The sequence below is a fragment of the Mesorhizobium subarcticum genome, from assembly GCF_055456085.1.
On the sequence record NZ_CM144237.1, the window covers coordinates 5,713,005 to 5,731,097 of the forward strand.

An 18,093-nucleotide genomic window follows, 5' to 3' on the forward strand; every position below is an offset into this window, starting at 1 on the left:
AAGATGGCAGACGCAGACGACGTGCTTTCCGCCGAGGCCGACGACCATTTCCATGACGAATGCGGCGTGTTCGGCATTTTCGGCCGACAGGATGCAGCGGCCATCGTCACACTCGGCCTGCACGCCCTGCAGCATCGCGGCCAGGAAGCGGCCGGTATCGTTTCCTACGACGGCACCCAGTTCCATGTCGAACGCCATGTCGGCCTGATTGGCGACACCTTCACCAAGCAGCGCGTCATCGACAGCCTGCAAGGCAACCGCGCCATTGGCCATACGCGCTACGCCACGACCGGCGGCGCCGGCATGCGCAACATCCAGCCCTTTTTCGCCGAATTGGCCGATGGCGGTTTTGCTGTCGCCCACAATGGCAATTTGACCAACGCCATGACGGTGCAGCGCGCGCTGCAGAAGCAGGGCGCGATCTTCTCCTCCACCTCCGACACCGAGACGCTGCTCCACCTGGTTGCGACCAGCAAGGAGCGCGACCTCAACTCGCGCTTCATCGACGCGGTGCGGCAGGTCGAGGGCGCCTTCTCGCTGGTGGCGATGACGGCCAAGAAGATGATCGGCTGCCGCGACCCGCTCGGCATCAGGCCGCTGGTGCTGGGCGATCTCGACGGCGCCTGGATTCTCGCCTCCGAGACCTGCGCGCTCGACATTATCGGTGCGCGTTTTGTGCGTGACCTGAAACCCGGCGAAATGGTCGTCGTCACCTCCAAGGGCATTGAAAGCCTGTTCCCGTTCGAGCCGCAGAAGACCCGTTTCTGCATCTTCGAATATGTCTATTTCGCCCGGCCGGATTCCTCGGTCGAAGGCCGCAACGTCTACGAAGTGCGCAAGCGCATCGGCGCCGAACTGGCGCAGGAGAACCCGGTCGACGCCGACATCGTCGTGCCGGTGCCGGATTCCGGCACCCCGGCGGCCATCGGTTTTTCGCAAGCCGCGGGCATTCCCTTCGAGCTCGGCATCATCCGCAACCACTATGTCGGCCGCACCTTCATCCAGCCCGGCGATTCGATCCGCCACATGGGCGTCAAGCTGAAGCACAACGCCAACCGGCGCATGATCGAGGGCAAGCGCGTGGTGCTGGTCGACGACAGCATCGTGCGCGGCACCACCAGCCAGAAGATCGTGCAGATGGTGCGCGATGCCGGCGCCAAGGAAGTGCACATGCGCATCGCCTCGCCGCCGACCAACGCGTCGTGCTTCTACGGCGTCGACACGCCGGAGAAGTCGAAGCTGCTGGCGTCGCGCATGTCGGTGGAAGAGATGGCCGAGTTCATCCGTGTCGATTCGCTGGGCTTCCTGTCGATTGACGGGCTCTACCGCGCCGTCGGCGAGGCGGGCCGCGACAACGACCAGCCGCAGTTCTGCGACGCCTGCTTCACCGGCCAGTACCCGACCCGCCTGCTCGACTTCGAAGGCCACGACAATGTGCGCACGCTGTCGCTGCTGGCGAATAATGGCGCGTAAGCCAGACCATCCTACGGAAATTCTCGCATGACCCTCGACCTTACCGGCCGCGTTGCGGTCGTCACCGGCGCCTCGCGCGGCATCGGCTATTTCATCGCCAGGGAATTGGCCGCCGCCGGTGCGCATGTCATCGCCGTGGCGCGCACGGTCGGTGGGCTGGAAGAACTCGACGACCAGATCAAGGCAGCCGGCGGCCAGGCGACATTGGTGCCGCTCGACCTCTCCGACATGGCCGGCATCGACCGGCTGGGCGGCGCCATCCATGAGCGCTGGGGCAAGCTCGACATTCTCGTCGCCAATGCCGGGGTGCTCGGCGTCATCTCGCCGATCGGCCATGTCGAGGCAAAGACCTTCGAGAAGGTGATGACCATCAACGTCACCTCGACCTGGCGGCTGATCCGCTCGGTCGACCCGCTGCTCAGGCTTTCCGATGCCGGCCGGGCCATCATCCTGTCGTCCAACGCGGCGCATTCGGCGCGCGCCTTCTGGGCACCCTACGCGGCATCGAAGGCTGCGGTCGAAACCATGATGCGCTCCTGGGCGCATGAGACGCAAAGCCTGCCGCTGCGCGTCAATGCCGCCGACCCGGGCGCCACCCGCACCGCTATGCGAGCCCAGGCCGTGCCCGGCGAGGATCCGGAGACGCTGCCGCACCCCTCCGAGATCGCCAAGCGCATCGTGCCGCTGGCCAGCCCTGAGCTGAAAGAGACCGGGCTGATCTTCCAGGCCAAGCACAACCGTTTTGTCGCCTACAGGCAGCCCGAATAGCTGCATCCGGCATGCGAATCCGCCGTATCATCACGCGGCTGTGATCTGAGCGAGAAAAGCACCGCTTCTGTCATGCTTTCGTCGTTTCCACAGAGTTGGTAGGATCGTATAAACTCCCACAACAACGAGCGCCCGAGCTGGGCAGAACAAGGACATCCCCATGGCTACGACCGCAGCGTTGGTTTGGTATCTGGTAATCGCCGGCCCGCAGGGCGGCATGGTGGTGCTGCCCAGCACCTTCGACAAGCGCGAACAGTGCACCGCGGCCATCACCGAATATCAGAAGCAGCCGACACCCACCGGCTGGTCCATACAGTGCGTGCCGAGCGCCTCGCCCTTCACCGACGAAGGCGATGCCGAAGAGCCGGCAGCGCAGTAAGCATCCGTTACAACAAGGCCCCCAGCCAAGGGCTGCGGGCCTTGTGATTTCAGAGCTGTTATGACGCAATTCCGGACGGAAAACCGTTCACACTTTTCCTGGAATTGCTTTAGCGCCGGACGCTCACCGTCAGTTCCGGCTTCTGGTTGATTGTCTGGAACACCACGCAATAGCGTTCGGTCAGCTTTAGCAGCGAATCGATGCGCTCTTGCGGTTCATCGGTGTCGAGACTGAAATTGAGGCGGATGGCACGAAAACCGACCGGCGCGTCCTTGGCGACAGCCAGCGTGCCACGAAAATCAAGATCGCCTTCGGCCTCCACAGTGGCGGCGCCGAGCTTGAACTCGAGCGCCGTCGCCACCGCCTTCAGCGTCACCCCGGCGCAAGCCACCAGTGCCTCAAGCAGCATGTCGCCGGAGCAGAGTTCGACCCCTGAGCCACCGGTTGCCGGATGCAAACCGGCGATCGCGATCGCCCTGCCCGTCTCCACCTTGCAGGCAACCGACTGGTCGTCGATCGAGCCCTTCGCTCTCAGCGTGATCAGCGCCTGCGAGGCGTCGTCGCGATAGGCCTGCTTCAGCGGCGCCTGCATGGCCTTCAGTTCGATCGCATCCATTCCGTTGCCTCGTTCGTTTTGTCGCCAGCCGGCGGCATGGCTTTGCCAGATATAAGTGCCTATCGCGTCCCGGAAGCAAGACAGCCAGTTCCTGCCCCAACGCAAGCCCAGGGCTGGCGTAGCGCTGTGCCAACTTTCGACCGTATAGCTTGGCAAGAAGGCCTGACGTCCCGGCCATCGCGTTGATCCACGGCATTTCTGTCGCTTCCTGCAACACTGGTCCCGCGCCCCATGGCCGACATCGCCATTCTCGAAACACGCGAAAGGGTTCTCGCCGGAATCCTGCTGACCGGTGCTGCCTATCTCCTGTTTTCGACGCAGGATGCCTCGATCAAGCTGCTGGTCACCGGCATGACGGTCTGGCAGATCATGTTCTTCCGCAGCATCACCATTCTCGGCGCCTGCGCGGCGATCGGCGGGCGGCAGCTGTTTGCCGACACGGTGCGCTCGCCGATCGTGCGGCCCATGCTGGTACGCGCCGCCTTCACGCTTGCCGCCTGGCTTTGCTACTACAACGCCGCCCGCAGCCTGCAGCTCGCCGAACTCACCACCGTCTATTACGCGGCGCCGATCATTGTCACCGTGCTTTCGGTGTTCGTGCTCGGCGAGAAGGTGCCGATGCTACGCTGGCTGGCGGTTTTGATCGGCTTTGTCGGCGTCTTCGTCGCCTGCGATCCGACCCATCTCGGCCTGTCCGTGCCAGTGATGCTCGTGCTGGCGGCGGCTCTTTTGTGGGCCATCGCCATCGTGCTCTTGCGCAGGACCGCACTGGCCGAACGCTCGATGATCCAGCTCCTCCTCAACAATTTCTATTTCCTGGTGTTTTCGGCGGTGCCGGCTCTGTTGTGGTGGCATACGCCTGATCTGACCGAGCTGCTGCTTCTCGCCAGCGTCGGCGCGCTCGGCGGCCTGGCGCAATATCTTCTCTTCGAAGGCATGAAGCGTACGCCGGCGTCGATCCTGGCGCCACTCGAATACACCTCGCTGCTGTGGGCGTTCGCGCTCGGCTTTGCGATCTGGGGCGACGTGCCGCGCCGCGAAGTCTTCCTGGGTGCCGCCCTGATCGTCGCCGCCGGCCTGTTGATCGTCGGCGGCGAACATTTCCGCAAGCGGCTGTGATGTGCATCACTGCTGACGCTACGATGTCAGGACGCACCGGCGTAGGCTGGCGGCATGACTGATGTGACCGCCACCACAGACACTGTCGCCGAGCGCACGCTGGGCATCATTCTGGTGTCCTGTTCGGCCGCCGTCTTTGCGCTGACCGGCGTGCTGACAAAATCGATCCATGCCGACCCGCTGACGATCATCTGCTGGCGTGGCTTTGTCGGCTCGATCCTGATCAGCCTCTATGTGTTGTGGCGGCGGCATCGCTCCGGCGGACGCGAAAGCTTGAGATTGGGCTGGCGCGGCTGGCTGCTGGCGGTGGAAGGCGCGCTGGCGAGCATCGCCTTCATTTCGGCATTCAAATTCACCTACGTCGCCAATGTCGCGGTCATCTACGCCACCGCGCCCTTCGTCACCGCATTGCTGGCCTGGGTGCTGACGCGCGAACCCTTCCGCATGCAAACGATGGTCGCCGCAGCCGTCTCGCTTTGCGGCGTGGCGATCATGGTCTGGTCAGGCTTCGGCACAGGCCATCTGTTCGGAGACGGACTGGCGCTGCTGATGACGATCGGCAGTGGCCTCTATATGATCATGGTGCGCGCCTTCCGCGACACACCGGTGGTCTGGGCCGGCGCGGTTTCGGCCTTTCTGCTGTTCATACTTGGTTGGTTCGTCACCGATCCGCTGGCGGTGTCGTCAAGGGATGCTGTTCTGCTCGCCACCTTCGGCGCATCCTTCGCGCTGTCGTCAATCCTGTGGACGGAGGGCGCCCGACTGCTGCCGGCGGCCGAATCCGGATTGCTCGGCTCGGCCGAGGTACCGTTCGCTATCCTGTTTGCCTTCCTGTTTCTGGGAGAGATTGCACCGGCGGCCAGCATGATCGGCGGCGCTATCGTGCTCTGCGCGGTTTTTGCCCATGCCGGCCGCGACTGGCTGGTGGCCCGCTCGCAGCAGGCAGCGTCAAATATTTCTTAAAAAAGTGACACAGTCACGGAACCATCATCGGGATCAGGCATTATTGGTACGACGGGCCACCCCCCAAGTCCCCCCCAAACCCCTCGGCCCGTCCTACTCCCAAGCCGACCGCAAGGTCGGCTTTTTCTTTGCTAAATGGGCCCGACCGCAAGGTCGGCTTTTTCTTTGCTGAATAGGCCCGACCGTAAGGTCGGCTTTTTCTTTGCCGACAGACGAAGCCCGCGCATCGCCAAATCAACCAGTGGGTTGCGATAGGGCCAGGTTGCCGCTGAGCAGTGCCGCCAGATCGCCCGCCGAAGCATCGGCGCCGGCGCGCAGCCGGATCGCGAATTCGGCCATCGAGACCGGCGGAAGGCAAAGCTCGCGCGGTGCTTCTACAATGCCGGAATGGGCAAAGCGCGGGGTTCGCAAGGTCAGCGCAACGCCGGCATTCACCGCCGTGCGCAAGCCGGCCAGACTGGCGCTGCCGGCGGCGATGCGGTAGCGGCGGCCGGCGGCATCGAGCGCCGCGAGTGCGGCCTCGCGAAACCCGCAATAGGGATCAAGCAGCGCCAGCGGCAGCTCTTCAGCCCGCGAGGCCAGTCCCTTCTGCGAACACAGCCATATCATCGGCTCACGCAGGACGCCGACCTCGTCGGGCGCTGCGGCCTGGCGCATGACGATCGCCAGATCGAGGCTGCCGGCCTGCAGTGCCTGCGCCAGCTCCGTGGAGCGACCGACCCGCAATTCGATCCTGACGCGCGGATGGCTGGTGGCGAAGGCACGCAGCAGGTCAGGCAGGCCACTGTCGGCGAAATCCTGTGTCGTGCCGATGGCGACACGCCCGGCGGCTCGTGCCCCCTTCAGCGCCAGCCATGCCGCGCGATGCACGGCAAGAATGCGCCTGGCATGGCCGACAAGGTCCTCGCCGGCTGGCGTCAGGCCGCGGCCCCGCCCCTGCGGCGCCAGCAGCGGCTCGCCGACGATCTCCTCCAGCCGCTGCATCTGGGCAGTCACGGCGGAGGGCGAACGGCCGACACTCGAGGCCGCCTGCGCCAAGGAGCCGCTGTCGACGAAAGCGAGGAAGGTTTTGAGCAGATCCGGATCGAGCGTTTCCATAATTCGATATTATCGAATCTTTAGTTGAAAACAATTCGATTTTTTTGATTCAAAGATGATGGCATTGTCTCTCCAACGGCGATCAGACGCCGCTAGAAACCAAGGAGAAGAAAATGCCCATCATCAACATCAGCGTCACCGGCAAGCCGGACGCCGCCTTGTCCGCCCGCATCGCCAGGGAAATTACCGAGATCACCGCCACGCAGTTGCGCAAGGATCCGACGATCACCGCAGTTGCGGTATCCTATATCGATCCGCAGCACTGGTTCGCCGGCGGCAAGTCATTGGCCGAGCACGGCACCAACACGTTCTGGTTGGATATCAAGGTGGTCGACGGTACCAACACCAAGCTCGAGCTGGAAGCCTATCTCAAGGCGCTCTTCGACGCCTTCGGCCGCCTGCTGGGTGGCGTGCACGAGGAAAGCTATGCCTTCGTGCATGAGGTGCCGGCAGCCGCTTACGGCTATGGCGGCAAGACGCAGGAGTTCCGCTTCATCAGCGGACGATTGAAGGCGGCGTGAGGGCCTCGTTCCTTCTCCCTCCCACGGGAGAAGGAACACAACGTCTTCCTACATTGACCTCGGGCCTACTTCCGCTACCCTCTGCGTCGGAAGCGGCCGCAGAGCCGCGATGACAAAAAATCGTTGGGAGAGATGCGGCATGATCCTGACACTGGCGCTGCTTGCGGGTCTTGTTTTGGCCTGGCTGCTGATCGGCGTGGCGGAAAAGCTCCGCCTCGGCCTGCGTTTCACCCAGGCGCTGCTCTATGTGCCGTTCAAGCTCGCCTACCGGATCAGCGACAACCGCATCCGTATCGCGCGCAAGGCGCAGGCTCCTGTCATCTACGTGATCTCGCACCAGTCCCGCTTCGAACCGGCGCTGATGCTGTCGCTGCTGCCTGATGACACGCTGCACATACTCGACGAGGTCTCGGCGCGCTCGCCATGGCTCGAACCCTGGCGCGAACTTGGCCGCACCATCGCCTTCAATGCCGAACATGTCTTCGTCAGCCGCCGGCTGGTGCGTGTGCTGAAGGGCAAGGGGCGGCTGGCCGTCTATCTGCCGGATGCGGTCGAGCCCGACATCAAGACGTTTCGCCTGTTTCGCGCCGTCACCCGCATCGCCATGCAGGCGGACGCCCGCATCGTGCCGATCTTCGTTGCCGGCGCGCGCAGCCTGCCTGTTTCGCTGACGCCGGCGGACAAGGCCCTGCGGCACTGGTTTCCGCAGCTGTCGATCAGCGTGCTGGAGCCGATGACCGTCGCCGAACTGGTAGCGCGCAATCAGGACCAGGCCTCCAACACCAATGCGCTGTTCGACCGCGTCGCCGAGGCTCGGCTTTTCGGCACCGATCTCGATCGCGGCCTGTTCCTGGCCATCCGCGATGCGGCGGCTAGGGTCGGCGCCACGCATCCGATCATCGAGGATGTCATCTCGGGCGCGCTGAGCTATCGCAAGATGTTCATCGGCGCCCGCGTGCTGGGCAAGCGCTTCGAGGCGGTGACGGCGCCGGGCGAAGCGGTTGGGGTGATGCTGCCCAACGCCAATGGCGTCGTGCTGTCGTTGGTCGGCCTTCTCTCGGCGGGCCGGGTGGCGGCGATGATCAATTATACCGCTGGGCCGGCGAGCGTTACGGCTGCCGTGCGCACGGCGGTGATGCGCACCGTCATCTCTTCACGCGCCTTCGTCGAGAAGGCCGATCTCGCCGATATAGTCGCGGCGGTCGAAAAGGGCGGCGCCAAACTTCTGTGGCTGGAGGATATCCGCACCAGCGTCACCACGCTGGACAAGCTTGCCGCCGCCTTGCTGTGGCGCTGGCCGCTGCAGCGGCAGGATGCGGCCAAGCCGGGGGTGATCCTGTTCACCTCGGGTTCGGAAGGTACGCCGAAGGCGGTAGTCCTGTCGCAAAAGAACCTTCTCGCCAACGCCATGCAGGCCGAAGCGCGCATCACCATCTCGCCGGCCGATATCCTGCTCAACGTGTTGCCGGTGTTCCATTCCTTCGGCCTGACAGGCGGCACCATCCTGCCGCTGGTCACCGGAGTAAAACTGTTCCTCTACCCCTCGCCGCTGCACTACAAGATCATCCCCGAGATCGCGCGCAAGGTGAAGCCGACCATCATGTTCGGCACCGACACGTTCCTGGCCAACTATGCGCGCACCGCCAAGGACGGCGATTTCTCGAGCCTGCGCTTCGTCGTCGCCGGCGCCGAGGCGGTGAAGCCTGAAACGCGCCGCGTCTATCGCGAGCGATTCCAGGCCGAGATCATCGAAGGTTTCGGACTGACCGAGGCGGCACCCGTGGTTGCCGTCAACACCGCGATCCACGGCCGCGACGGCACCGTCGGGCGGCTGTTGCCGGCCATGCGCATGAAGCTGGAACCCGTCGAGGGCATTTCCGACGCCGGCCAGTTGTGGCTCGACGGACCAAATCTGATGATGGGCTATATGACAGCGGACCGCCCCGGTGAGTTGCAGCCGTTGACCGGCTGGCACGACACCGGCGACATCGTCGCAGTCGACCGCGAAGGCTTCATCACCATTCGCGGCCGCGCCAAGCGCTTCGCCAAGATTGCCGGCGAGATGGTGTCGCTAGGTGCGGTCGAGATGCTGGTGCAATCGCTATGGCCGGAAGAGCGCCATGCCGCAGTTGCGGTACCGGACAAGCGGCGCGGCGAGCGTATCGTGCTGGTCACCACCGCCGACGCTGCCAACCCCGACGAATTGCGCAAATTTGGCAAACAGGCGGGTGCGGCTGAATTGATGGTGCCCAACGACATCGTCAAGGTGGAGGAAATCCCGGTGCTCGGTTCGGGCAAGACTGACTATGTCTCGACAAGAAAGCTGGCGATCGACAGGCTCGGGCTGGGCGTGGCTGCCTGAGTCAGATCAAGGACTTCGGAGCGCCTTTTAACCTATATCCGAAGGCGGCACCTTCTCGCCCTCGAGCTTGGCGCGCTTGGAGTAGGCGCGTACCGAAAACGGCAGGAAGATCAGGTAGCCCGCGACCGACGCCGTCAGCGTGTACCAGGGATAGGTCATCAGCAACAGGATGTAGAGCACCACGGCCAGAATGACCGGCAGCACCCTGTCGCCAGGGATTTTGATGCTCTTGCCGGAATAGACCGGCAGCCGGCTGACCAGCAGGAAGGCGACCAGGATGGTGAAGCCAGTGGCGACGAAAGCTGCCGGGCGGCTGGGCTCCACCCCGAAACGCAGGAAATACAGATAGAGCGGCAGCATCACCAGCACCGCGCCGGCCGGCGCCGGCACGCCGACGAAATACTCGGACTGCCACAGGGGGCGTTCGGACTTCTCGTCGTCGAGCACGTTGAAGCGGGCAAGCCTCAGCCCGCAGGCGATGGCAAACAGGAGCGCCGCGATCCAACCCGGCGAGCCGGCGCGGTCGAGCAGGAAGGCATAGAGCACCAGAGCGGGTGCCACACCGAAATTGACGATGTCGGCCAGCGAATCCATCTGCGCGCCGAATTTTGACGTCGCCTTCAGCATCCGCGCCAGGCGGCCGTCGATACCGTCGAGGAAAGCCGCTAGCAGCACCATCACCACGGCCGGCTCAAAACGGCCTTCGAAGCCGAAGCGGATGCCGGACAGGCCAGCGCAGATGGCAAGCACCGTGACCAGATTGGGCAGCACCATGCGCATCGGAATCTCGCGGATGCGCGGGCCGCCGCTGGCATGGGCCTCGAATTTTTTGTACTGCGTGCCCACCGGTCAGGAAATCCGCACGAGGGGCGTGCCGGCGACACCGCCGAATTCGGCCAGTACCGTCTCCCCGCCGACCGCTGTCTGGCCAACGGCAACACGCGGAGTGGCGGTCAAGGGCAAGAAGACGTCGACGCGCGAGCCGAAACGGATCAGGCCGAAGCGCTCGCCGGTGCCGATCGAAGCCCCGGCCTCGGCCCAGCAGACGATGCGCCGCGCCACGAGGCCGGCGATCTGGACGGCGGCCACGGTGCCGTTGGGGCTCTCTATGACCAGGCCGTTGCGTTCATTTTCGGTGCTCGCCTTGTCGAGTTCGGCATTGAGGAATTTTCCCGGCCGATGTTCGATCCTGGCGATGCGGCCGCGCACCGGGGCGCGGTTCACATGGCAGGAAAAGACGTTCATGAACACCGAGATGCGGGTCATCTCGACATTGCCGAGGCCAAGTTCGCGCGGCGGCAAAGCCGGACCGACCGCCGAGATGATGCCATCGGCGGGGCTCACCACCAGGCGATCGTCGACCGGCGTGACGCGCTCGGGATCGCGGAAGAAATAGACGCACCAGGCGGTCAGGATCAGGCCGATCCAGAACAGGATCGAGGAGAAATAGCCGAGGAAAAGCGTTGCCGCGCCAAAGGCCGCGATGAAGGGATAGCCCTCGCGATGGATCGGTACGAACGCGTTCTTGACCGTATCGACAAGGCTCATCGGGTATAAACTGGCTCCGTTTCAAGTCCGGCCTCAATAGCCGAAAGCCCCCTTCGCCGCAACGCAACAATCGGCCGCGCGGGCGAACGGGCAAGAGCTGGTCGTGTCGGCATAGCCGGACACTCCACATTTCGTGAAGTCGCGACCGGCTTGCGCGCCCATGCCATTGCCGTCAGAATTCCGGCCTGGGCGGGAAACAGACATGATGAAAAGCCGGAAATCCACGGTCCGCGTTCTCTATCCCGCGCTGCTGTTAGCCATGGTGTCCGCAATGTCCGGCCCTGCGCAGGCACAGATCAGGCCATCCTTCGACTGCGCCAAGGCGGCAAGCGTGGCGGAAAAGGCCATCTGCGCCGACCCTGCCTTGGCGCAGGCCGACGCCGATGTGGCGAAGAACTATGCGGCATTGCTGAAGATGCTTGATCCTCATGCAGGCAAGGCCTTGCGGGACGACCAGAGCGATTTCATCGGATATCGTGACCAGATCGCTGGCTTCAACGAGAACACGCCCAAGGATCGGCAGACTTTCGATCTCGGCGAGTTCATGCGCGACCGCGCGACCTTTCTCGCCGGCATCCGCAAGCCTGCGGACACCGGCTTCATCGGCACATGGAGCAGCACGCGCGGCTCGGTCGAGATCAAGGCCGCAAGCGCCGGCAAGCTCGGCGTGTGGGAAGACGTCGCCAATCCTGTCACCGGCGGCGGTGAGTGCGATATCAGTGGTACGGTCAAGGCCGGCAAAAGCTTGCGGCTGGTCGACACAGACGACAGCGACAAGCCGACCGGCTTTGTCTTCACCTTCCGCCGTGACGGCGACGCGCTTGTTGTCGAGCAGACCGGCACCGGCAAGGATGGCAATTCGGAACCGCCCTCATGCGGAGCAAACGGCCATGTCGATGGCACGTTCTTCCTGAGTGAAAAGCAGAAAGACTAGTGTCGGGAGACCACCTTCTCGCCCGTCCTTGGTGAGAAGTCCCGTATCGCGCCCACAAGGGCCGATGGCGCGTGCAATGGAGGCTCCCGACCATGCTGATATCATCCGGCAACAAACCTCATATCGTCACCGACGGCCTCGCCTTCGGCGAATCGCCACGCTGGCATGACGGACGTTTGTGGGTCTGCAACTGGGGCACCGGCGAGATCGTCGCCATCGATGCCGACGGCAAATGCGAGATCGTGCTCACTGTGCCGGCCGTCCTGCCCTACTCCATCGAATGGCTGCCCGACGGACGGCTGCTCGTCGTCTCAGGCCGGGAAGGTTTGTTGTTGCGGCAAGAGGCCGATGGCAGGCTCGTCACCCATGCCGATCTGCGTGGCCTGTCGAAAAGCCCGTGGAACGAGATCGTCGTCGATGGGCGCGGCAACATCTATATCAATGGCGGCGGGCCGGCGCCGGCCGCCGGCCAGCATTTCGGCCCCGGCACTATCGTTCTGATCACGCCGGATGGCGCGGTCCGACAGGTGGCGGAGGATATAGCCTTCGCCAACGGCATGGCGGTGACCCCGGACAACAAGGTGCTGATCATTGCCGAATCCCATGCCAACCGGTTGACCGCTTTCGACATCGCAGGCGACGGCATCCTGTCCAACCGGCGCGTCTGGGCCGATCTCGACGGCTACCCCGACGGCATCTGCCTCGATGCCGAAGGAGCGGTCTGGTATGCGGATGTTCCCAACAAGCACTGCGTGCGCGTGCGCGAAGGCGGCGAGGTACGGCAGACCGTCACCGTCGATCGCGGCTGTTTTGCATGCATGCTGGGCGGTGCGGACAGGACGACGCTGTTCATCACTGCTGCCGAATGGCGCGGCTTCGAACACATGGTCAGCGATATCCGCACCGGCCAGGTACTCAGCATGGAAGTGCCGGCACCCGGCGTCGGCTGGCCGGGCTAGAGCCCGGGAACCCGCTGGTAGTTGGCGATGTCGGCCCGAACGCCGAGCCGGGCAAGCGTCTCCTGCGCATTGAAGGCAACGCGTTCTTGCGCCGCCTTGACGATCGGCACGACCTTGTCGACGGCCGCCTGGCTTTCCCATTCGACGATCGTCACCAGATTGAATTCGCCCGGTCCCGAAAATTGCTCGAGCAGGAAATCCTGCACGAAACCCTGCTGCTGGCGCAGCAATTCATGCGTCGTCCTGACCTTGGTGAGGATCTCCTCGCGGGCAGCGGCCGGGACGACGAACTTGTCCACCCTGAACACGCTGCTGCCGTTAACATTATGATGTATCTCATTCATTTCAATCGTTCCGTTCCTGGATGACGGTGTTTTCGGGCTCCAGAAAACGGCGTACAATCTCAACTTAAGTTGAGGTCAAGAGGGATTCTCTCTTTTCCTTCTCCCCTTGCGGGAGAAGGAAAACGCTACGACACCTCCGACGTGCGCCGGCGAACGATGACGCCCAGTTCGTCGCCTTCGCGAGCGAGGCGCAGCCGCTCTTCGGCCTCGGTCGCCTCGCGCTGACGGTCCCACATCGAGGCGTAGAGGCCATGCTGTCGCATCAGTTCGATATGGGTGCCGCGCTCGGCGATCTGGCCGTCCTTGAGAACGATGATCTCGTCGGCCGAGATCACCGTCGACAGGCGGTGGGCAATGACGATGGTGGTGCGGCCCTTGCTCACGAGGTCAAGCGCGGCCTGGATCTCCTGCTCGGTGTGGCTGTCCAGTGCCGAGGTCGCTTCGTCGAGCATCAGGATCGGCGGCGCCTTCAGGATGGTGCGGGCAATCGCGACGCGCTGCTTCTCGCCACCCGAGAGTTTTAGGCCACGCTCGCCGACCATCGACTTGTAGCCGTCGGGCAGTTTTTCGATGAACGGCCCGATCTGAGCGAGTTCGGCGGCCTTCCGCACCTCCTCCTCGCTCGCCCCGACGCGGCCGTAGCGAATGTTGTAGGCGATGGTGTCGTTGAACAACACAGTGTCCTGCGGCACCATGCCTAGCGCCGCGCGCAGGCTGTCCTGGGTGACATCCCTGACATCCTGGCCGTCGATCAGCACCTGGCCGCCCTGCACGTCGTAGAAGCGGAACAAGAGACGCGAGATGGTCGACTTGCCGGCGCCCGAGGGTCCGACGATGGCGACGGTCTTGCCGGCCGGCACCTCGAAGGAGACACCCTTCAGGATCTTGCGGTTCGGATCGTAGGAAAAATGCACGTCGCGGAACTCGACCTTGCCGGCGCCAACGACCAGAGCCTTCGCGTCGGGCTTGTCGATGATCTCCTGTGGAACGTCGAGCAGGTCGAACATGTGCTCGATGTCGGTCAGGCCCTGGCGGATTTCACGGTAAATGAAGCCGATGAAGTTGAGCGGCACGGACAACTGAATCAGCATGGCGTTGATGAAAACGAAATCGCCAACCGTCTGCGTGTGGGCCTGCACCTCCAGCGCCGACATGCACATGACGACGACGGTGCCGAGGCCGAAGATGATGCCTTGGCCGAAGTTCAGCCAGCCGAGCGAAGTCCAGGTCTTGGTGGCGGCGATCTCGTACCGCGCCATCGAACGGTCGAAGCGCTCGGCTTCCATGGCTTCGTTGGTAAAATATTTGACCGTCTCGAAATTGAGCAGCGAGTCGATCGCCTTGGTGTTGGCGTCGGTGTCGCTGTCGTTCATGTCACGGCGGATCGAGATGCGCCAGTCGCTCGCCCTGACCGTGAACCAGACATAGAGACAGACGGTGGCTGCGACGACGGCCACGTATTTCCAGCCATAGGTGAAACCGAATATGCCGGCGGTCAGCGCGAATTCGAGAATGGTCGGCGCGGTGTTGAGCATGATGAAGCGCACGATCGTCTCGATGCCCTTGGTGCCGCGCTCGATGATGCGCGACAGGCCGCCGGTGCGACGCTCGAGATGGAAGCGCAGCGATAGCTGGTGCATGTGGACGAAGGTGCGGAAGGCGAGCTGGCGCACCGCATGCTGGCCAACGCGTGCAAACAGTGCATCACGCAGCTGGTTGAAGCCGAGCTGGACGAGCCTCAGCACGTTGTAGGCAATAACCAGCATCACAGGGGCAAGCAGGAAAGATGGCAGCGGCGGCGGTGATTTGGAGCCGCCCGCCAGCGCATCGGTTGCCCATTTGAAGAAATAGGGACCGGCGACCAGTGTCACCTTGGCGACGACCAGAAGCAGCGTCGCCCAGGTGACGCGCGCCCTGAGATCAGCGCGGTCGGCCGGCCACATATAGGGCCAAAGGTTGCGCAATGTCGTCAGTGTGGAGGTTTCGGCGGAGACGGTTTTTTCGACCACTTTTCTTGCCTTTTGGGTGAGAGGGTCAGCGGCCGGAGCAGCAGGAATTGACGAAGGCGCTCAGCGATGCCGATATTTCGGCGAGTGCCGCGCGATCGACCGCGTAGCGGGAACGCTGGCGGTCGGGCTCGAAGCGGACCAGACCGGCCTCGACCAGTATTTTCAGATGCTGCGAGACCGTCGACTGCGCCAGATCGAAACGGTCGACGACCTCGCGGCAGCAGCACGAATTGCTGGCCGAGAGGTGCTTGATGATTTCTATGCGCGCCGGATGTGACAGCGCTGCGAAACGCGCCGCGACAGCGCAGCTGTCCAAGATGCGGTTGGGTGGAGCGCCGTTGGGGAGGTCTGGCTCAGGGACGTGTTCTGTCATCGTTCATCGGCGATAGACGATGAACGATGACAGGGCAAGCTAGGCCGATGGGTAGATCGCCTGAATTACCGATCTCTCCCCCTATTCCGTCTTGGTAGGCGTGGTCGTCGCCTGTTCGCCCATCGCCTTGAGGTCGGCGGCTTCGCCTTCCTTCGACTTTTCCGGGACCTTGAACACCTGCCCTGGCCAGATACGATTGGGATCGCTGATCTGGTCCTGGTTGGCCAGGTAGATGGTCGAGTAGCGCACGCCGTGACCATAGACACGCCGCGAAATCCGCCACAGCGTATCGTTGCGGCGGATGATGACCGCGCCGTCGGCATGTTCGAGCTTGGGCGACACCACTTCGGGCACTTCGCTTGGCGGTGTTGCGGCCGCCACGACGGCCGGAGCCTCGGTGGCGGGAGCTGCCGGTGCGGCTGGTGCCGTCTCGGCCGGAACGGCGGCAACGGCTGGAGCCGGTGCTGGTGCCTCGGTGGCCGGCGCGGCTGGAGCCGGCGCGGGCGCTGCCGGAGCAGCAGCGACAACAGCCGGCGCCGATGCAGCTGGAGCCGCAGGCGCCTCGGCAGCAGCAGGTGCGGCTGGTTTCGTTTCAGCCGGCTTTGCTTCGGCGGGCTTCGTCTCTGCGGGCTTGGTGTCGGCGGGCGCCACGGCGGCGACCGCCTCGCCCGGCTCGCGCTCGAACGGCACGGCGGCGCGGGCCACGACCTTCACGCCGTCGGCATCGAGGCCGTCAACATGGATGGTGTAGCTGCCGACCGGAATGTCGCGCTTCGCCTCGACCAGGAAATGACCGTCCGGCGACGTCTGCGCGTCACCGAGCAGGATGTCATTGGCATAGGCGCGCACTTTGCGGCCCGGATCGGCAAGGCCAGCGACAAAGATCTTGTTGCCATCGATCTCGACCGCCTCGACCACGATCTTGGGTTCCGCGACCACTGCGGCGGGCGGCGTTGCAGGTGCCGTCGGGGCTGGCGCCGCCGCGACGGCGGCCGGTGCCGTTGCAGCCGGCGCCGCTGGTGCCGGAGCGGCTGGCGCCGGGGCAGCCGGAGCGGCAGCCTGATTGCCAGTTGCCGGCGCGGCTGGCTTGGTCTCAGGCGCCGGAACCGTGAGCAGTTCGGCCGGCTTGCCCGGCTCCTCGACCATGGCCAGCACCTGGCCGGCGGCATCCTTGGGAACCGAAACCACTGCTGTCTGCGCGGAGGCGGTCACAACCGTGCCGACCGTCGCGCGCAGGGAAATCGTATAGTCGCCCGGCTTCAGCGGATCGTCGAGCACGATGACAAAGGCACCATCGGGTCCCGCCACTGTCGAACCCAGCACGGTCGTGCCGTTGAGGATCTCGACCTTGGAATTGGGTGCGGCATTGCCGGCAACCACGATGGAGCCGTTGGCCTCGACGCGCACGACATCGAAAGTCGGCGCGATCGGGCCTGATGTGGCGGGCGCGGCCGGTGCCGCCGCATCAGTCGCGGGTGCTGCCGGTGCTTTGGCCTCGGTTGCAGGTGCAGCCGGCGCTGGAGCCGCCGTTGCCGGGGCTGCTGGGGCTGTCGTTGCCGGTGCGGCCGGGGCCGTCGCCTGAGGCGCCGCGGCGGGAGCAGCCGGCACCGCCGGCGCCGGCAGTCGCCCTTCCGTGCCGGGATCCGCCGGTTTCGGCGCCTCGGGCGGCGTCAAGGCCGCTACCTGCGCCGGCGGCACTGGATGAAGATACGGGTCCAGCGCGCCCGATACGTAGGCGGCTCCTGCCACCGCGACGGTCCCACCCGCCGCGAACAGAAACCCCTTCAATGGATTGATTGCCATATTCCCACCCCTTAGCCACCTAATGCCGGTCTAGCGTGTTTTGCCAAAGCCGACAAGAAAAAGCCCGGCTTGTTAACCCCTTGGGCTTGACCTCGGTCGTGAACTCATAAATCTGGTTCACGACCCTTAACTACGAACCTCATTATCGATCAGTTGCATGAACACGATTCGATCCGTCTGCGTCTATTGCGGCTCGTCACCGGGCCGCGATGAAATCTATGCGAAGGCCGGACACCTGCTTGGGCGCTCGATTGCCAAAGCAGGCTTGCGGCTGGTTTATGGCGGCGGCACCAAAGGCATCATGGGCGCCGTCGCCGAAGGCACGCTCAAGGCCGGCGGCAAGGTCACCGGCATCATTCCCCGCTTCCTGATCAACAAGGAGGCGACTGAAACCGCGCTTGACCGGCTCGACGAGTTGCTGATCACCGACAACATGCATGAGCGCAAACACAAGATGTTCGAGAAATCCGACGCCTTTGTGGCGCTGCCCGGCGGCATCGGCACAGTCGAGGAGATCGTCGAGATCATGACCTGGGCGCAACTTGGCCATCACCGCAAGCCGATCGTCTTCGGCAATGTCAACGGATTCTGGGATCCGATGCTGTCGTTGCTTGATCACATGGCGGCGGAGGGTTTCATCCACACTGCAAAGCGCGTTCAGCCATTGGTGATCAACGATCCGGAAGCAATCGTCGCCGCCATCTTGGTGGCAGGCTCTTCCGTTGATTCGCCGACCGAGGGCGTGCAGTCGGTGATAGACAAAATGTAAGGCAGTAGGAGGAGTATGGCAGTAAGGCAGTAGGGGAAAGAACATACCTACTGCC

Annotated in this window: 18 protein-coding genes; 10 read left to right on the plus strand and 8 right to left on the minus strand. The window is 63.8% G+C overall.

What is annotated here, in order from left to right:
* Positions 1–3: 3 nt before the first annotated feature.
* The 3 genes from purF (at position 4) to ACZYHG_RS28090 (ending at position 2,620) form a co-directional block, all read left to right on the plus strand.
* Positions 4–1,473 carry an amidophosphoribosyltransferase gene (gene purF / locus ACZYHG_RS28080; RefSeq protein ID WP_464611341.1) on the plus strand — a complete coding sequence of 490 codons (1,470 nt, stop codon included), beginning with the start codon at positions 4–6 and terminating at the stop codon, positions 1,471–1,473.
* Between the two features lie 27 nt (positions 1,474–1,500).
* Entirely contained in the window at positions 1,501–2,241 is a 741-nt protein-coding gene (locus tag ACZYHG_RS28085; RefSeq protein WP_464611342.1) for an SDR family NAD(P)-dependent oxidoreductase, read from the plus strand.
* 160 nt (positions 2,242–2,401) lie between these two features.
* Positions 2,402–2,620, plus strand: a complete 219-nt coding sequence (locus tag ACZYHG_RS28090) for a hypothetical protein (RefSeq protein WP_027034471.1) — start codon at positions 2,402–2,404, stop codon at positions 2,618–2,620.
* A gap of 109 nt (positions 2,621–2,729) precedes the next feature.
* Here ACZYHG_RS28090 and ACZYHG_RS28095 read toward each other — a convergent pair whose 3' ends face one another.
* Positions 2,730–3,236: an OsmC family protein gene (locus ACZYHG_RS28095; protein WP_464611343.1), complete on the minus strand. Its 507-nt coding sequence runs from the start codon at positions 3,234–3,236 to the stop codon at positions 2,730–2,732.
* A 231-nt stretch (positions 3,237–3,467) separates the two neighbouring features.
* Between ACZYHG_RS28095 and ACZYHG_RS28100 the strand changes: the two genes are divergently transcribed.
* Both ACZYHG_RS28100 and ACZYHG_RS28105 read left to right on the plus strand, forming a co-directional pair.
* Complete coding sequence (locus ACZYHG_RS28100; protein WP_464611344.1) at positions 3,468–4,355, plus strand: DMT family transporter; 888 nt, start codon at positions 3,468–3,470, stop codon at positions 4,353–4,355.
* Between the two features lie 54 nt (positions 4,356–4,409).
* Entirely contained in the window at positions 4,410–5,318 is a 909-nt protein-coding gene (locus ACZYHG_RS28105; RefSeq protein WP_464611345.1) for a DMT family transporter, read from the plus strand.
* Between the two features lie 234 nt (positions 5,319–5,552).
* Here ACZYHG_RS28105 and ACZYHG_RS28110 read toward each other — a convergent pair whose 3' ends face one another.
* A complete protein-coding gene (locus ACZYHG_RS28110) occupies positions 5,553–6,416 on the minus strand; it encodes a LysR substrate-binding domain-containing protein (RefSeq protein WP_464611346.1) in 864 nt (287 codons plus the stop codon).
* Between the two features lie 113 nt (positions 6,417–6,529).
* Here ACZYHG_RS28110 and ACZYHG_RS28115 point away from each other — a divergent pair, with 113 nt between their 5' ends.
* Both ACZYHG_RS28115 and ACZYHG_RS28120 read left to right on the plus strand, forming a co-directional pair.
* Positions 6,530–6,937: a tautomerase family protein gene (locus ACZYHG_RS28115; protein ID WP_183457862.1), complete on the plus strand. Its 408-nt coding sequence runs from the start codon at positions 6,530–6,532 to the stop codon at positions 6,935–6,937.
* Between the two features lie 139 nt (positions 6,938–7,076).
* Positions 7,077–9,299 (plus strand): AMP-binding protein, encoded by a 2,223-nt coding sequence (locus ACZYHG_RS28120; protein ID WP_464611347.1) that lies wholly within the window; start codon positions 7,077–7,079, stop codon positions 9,297–9,299.
* A gap of 27 nt (positions 9,300–9,326) precedes the next feature.
* Here the strand turns inward: ACZYHG_RS28120 and ACZYHG_RS28125 are convergent, their stop codons facing one another.
* Positions 9,327–10,145, minus strand: a complete 819-nt coding sequence (locus ACZYHG_RS28125; protein ID WP_464611348.1) for a CDP-alcohol phosphatidyltransferase family protein — start codon at positions 10,143–10,145, stop codon at positions 9,327–9,329.
* 3 nt (positions 10,146–10,148) lie between these two features.
* Entirely contained in the window at positions 10,149–10,847 is a 699-nt protein-coding gene (locus ACZYHG_RS28130; protein ID WP_027034463.1) for a phosphatidylserine decarboxylase, read from the minus strand.
* Between the two features lie 202 nt (positions 10,848–11,049).
* On the opposite strand from ACZYHG_RS28130, the gene ACZYHG_RS28135 reads away from it, so the two are divergent.
* On the plus strand, positions 11,050–11,781 hold the full coding sequence (locus ACZYHG_RS28135; RefSeq protein ID WP_464611349.1) for a lysozyme inhibitor LprI family protein: 732 nt from the start codon (positions 11,050–11,052) through the stop codon (positions 11,779–11,781).
* Between the two features lie 92 nt (positions 11,782–11,873).
* The gene (locus tag ACZYHG_RS28140) at positions 11,874–12,740 is read left to right on the plus strand and encodes an SMP-30/gluconolactonase/LRE family protein (protein WP_464611350.1); all 867 of its coding nucleotides are present in this window, start codon (positions 11,874–11,876) and stop codon (positions 12,738–12,740) included.
* On the opposite strand, the gene ACZYHG_RS28145 is transcribed toward ACZYHG_RS28140, so the two are convergent.
* The 4 genes from ACZYHG_RS28145 to ACZYHG_RS28160 all read right to left on the minus strand — a co-directional run bounded on the left by ACZYHG_RS28145 (position 12,737) and on the right by ACZYHG_RS28160 (position 17,269).
* Positions 12,737–13,084, minus strand: coding sequence for an antibiotic biosynthesis monooxygenase (locus tag ACZYHG_RS28145; protein ID WP_464611351.1), 348 nt, complete (start codon positions 13,082–13,084; stop codon positions 12,737–12,739). The genes ACZYHG_RS28140 and ACZYHG_RS28145 overlap by 4 nt on opposite strands.
* Before the next feature lie 125 nt (positions 13,085–13,209).
* On the minus strand, positions 13,210–15,093 hold the full coding sequence (locus tag ACZYHG_RS28150) for an ABCB family ABC transporter ATP-binding protein/permease (protein ID WP_464611352.1): 1,884 nt from the start codon (positions 15,091–15,093) through the stop codon (positions 13,210–13,212).
* A gap of 25 nt (positions 15,094–15,118) precedes the next feature.
* Positions 15,119–15,466 (minus strand): ArsR/SmtB family transcription factor, encoded by a 348-nt coding sequence (locus tag ACZYHG_RS28155; protein WP_464611353.1) that lies wholly within the window; start codon positions 15,464–15,466, stop codon positions 15,119–15,121.
* An 81-nt stretch (positions 15,467–15,547) separates the two neighbouring features.
* Positions 15,548–17,269: a LysM peptidoglycan-binding domain-containing protein gene (locus ACZYHG_RS28160; RefSeq protein WP_464611354.1), complete on the minus strand. Its 1,722-nt coding sequence runs from the start codon at positions 17,267–17,269 to the stop codon at positions 15,548–15,550.
* Positions 17,270–17,426: 157 nt separating this feature from the next.
* On the opposite strand from ACZYHG_RS28160, the gene ACZYHG_RS28165 reads away from it, so the two are divergent.
* Complete coding sequence (locus tag ACZYHG_RS28165) at positions 17,427–18,038, plus strand: LOG family protein (protein WP_464611355.1); 612 nt, start codon at positions 17,427–17,429, stop codon at positions 18,036–18,038.
* The last annotated feature ends 55 nt before the right edge of the window (positions 18,039–18,093 follow it).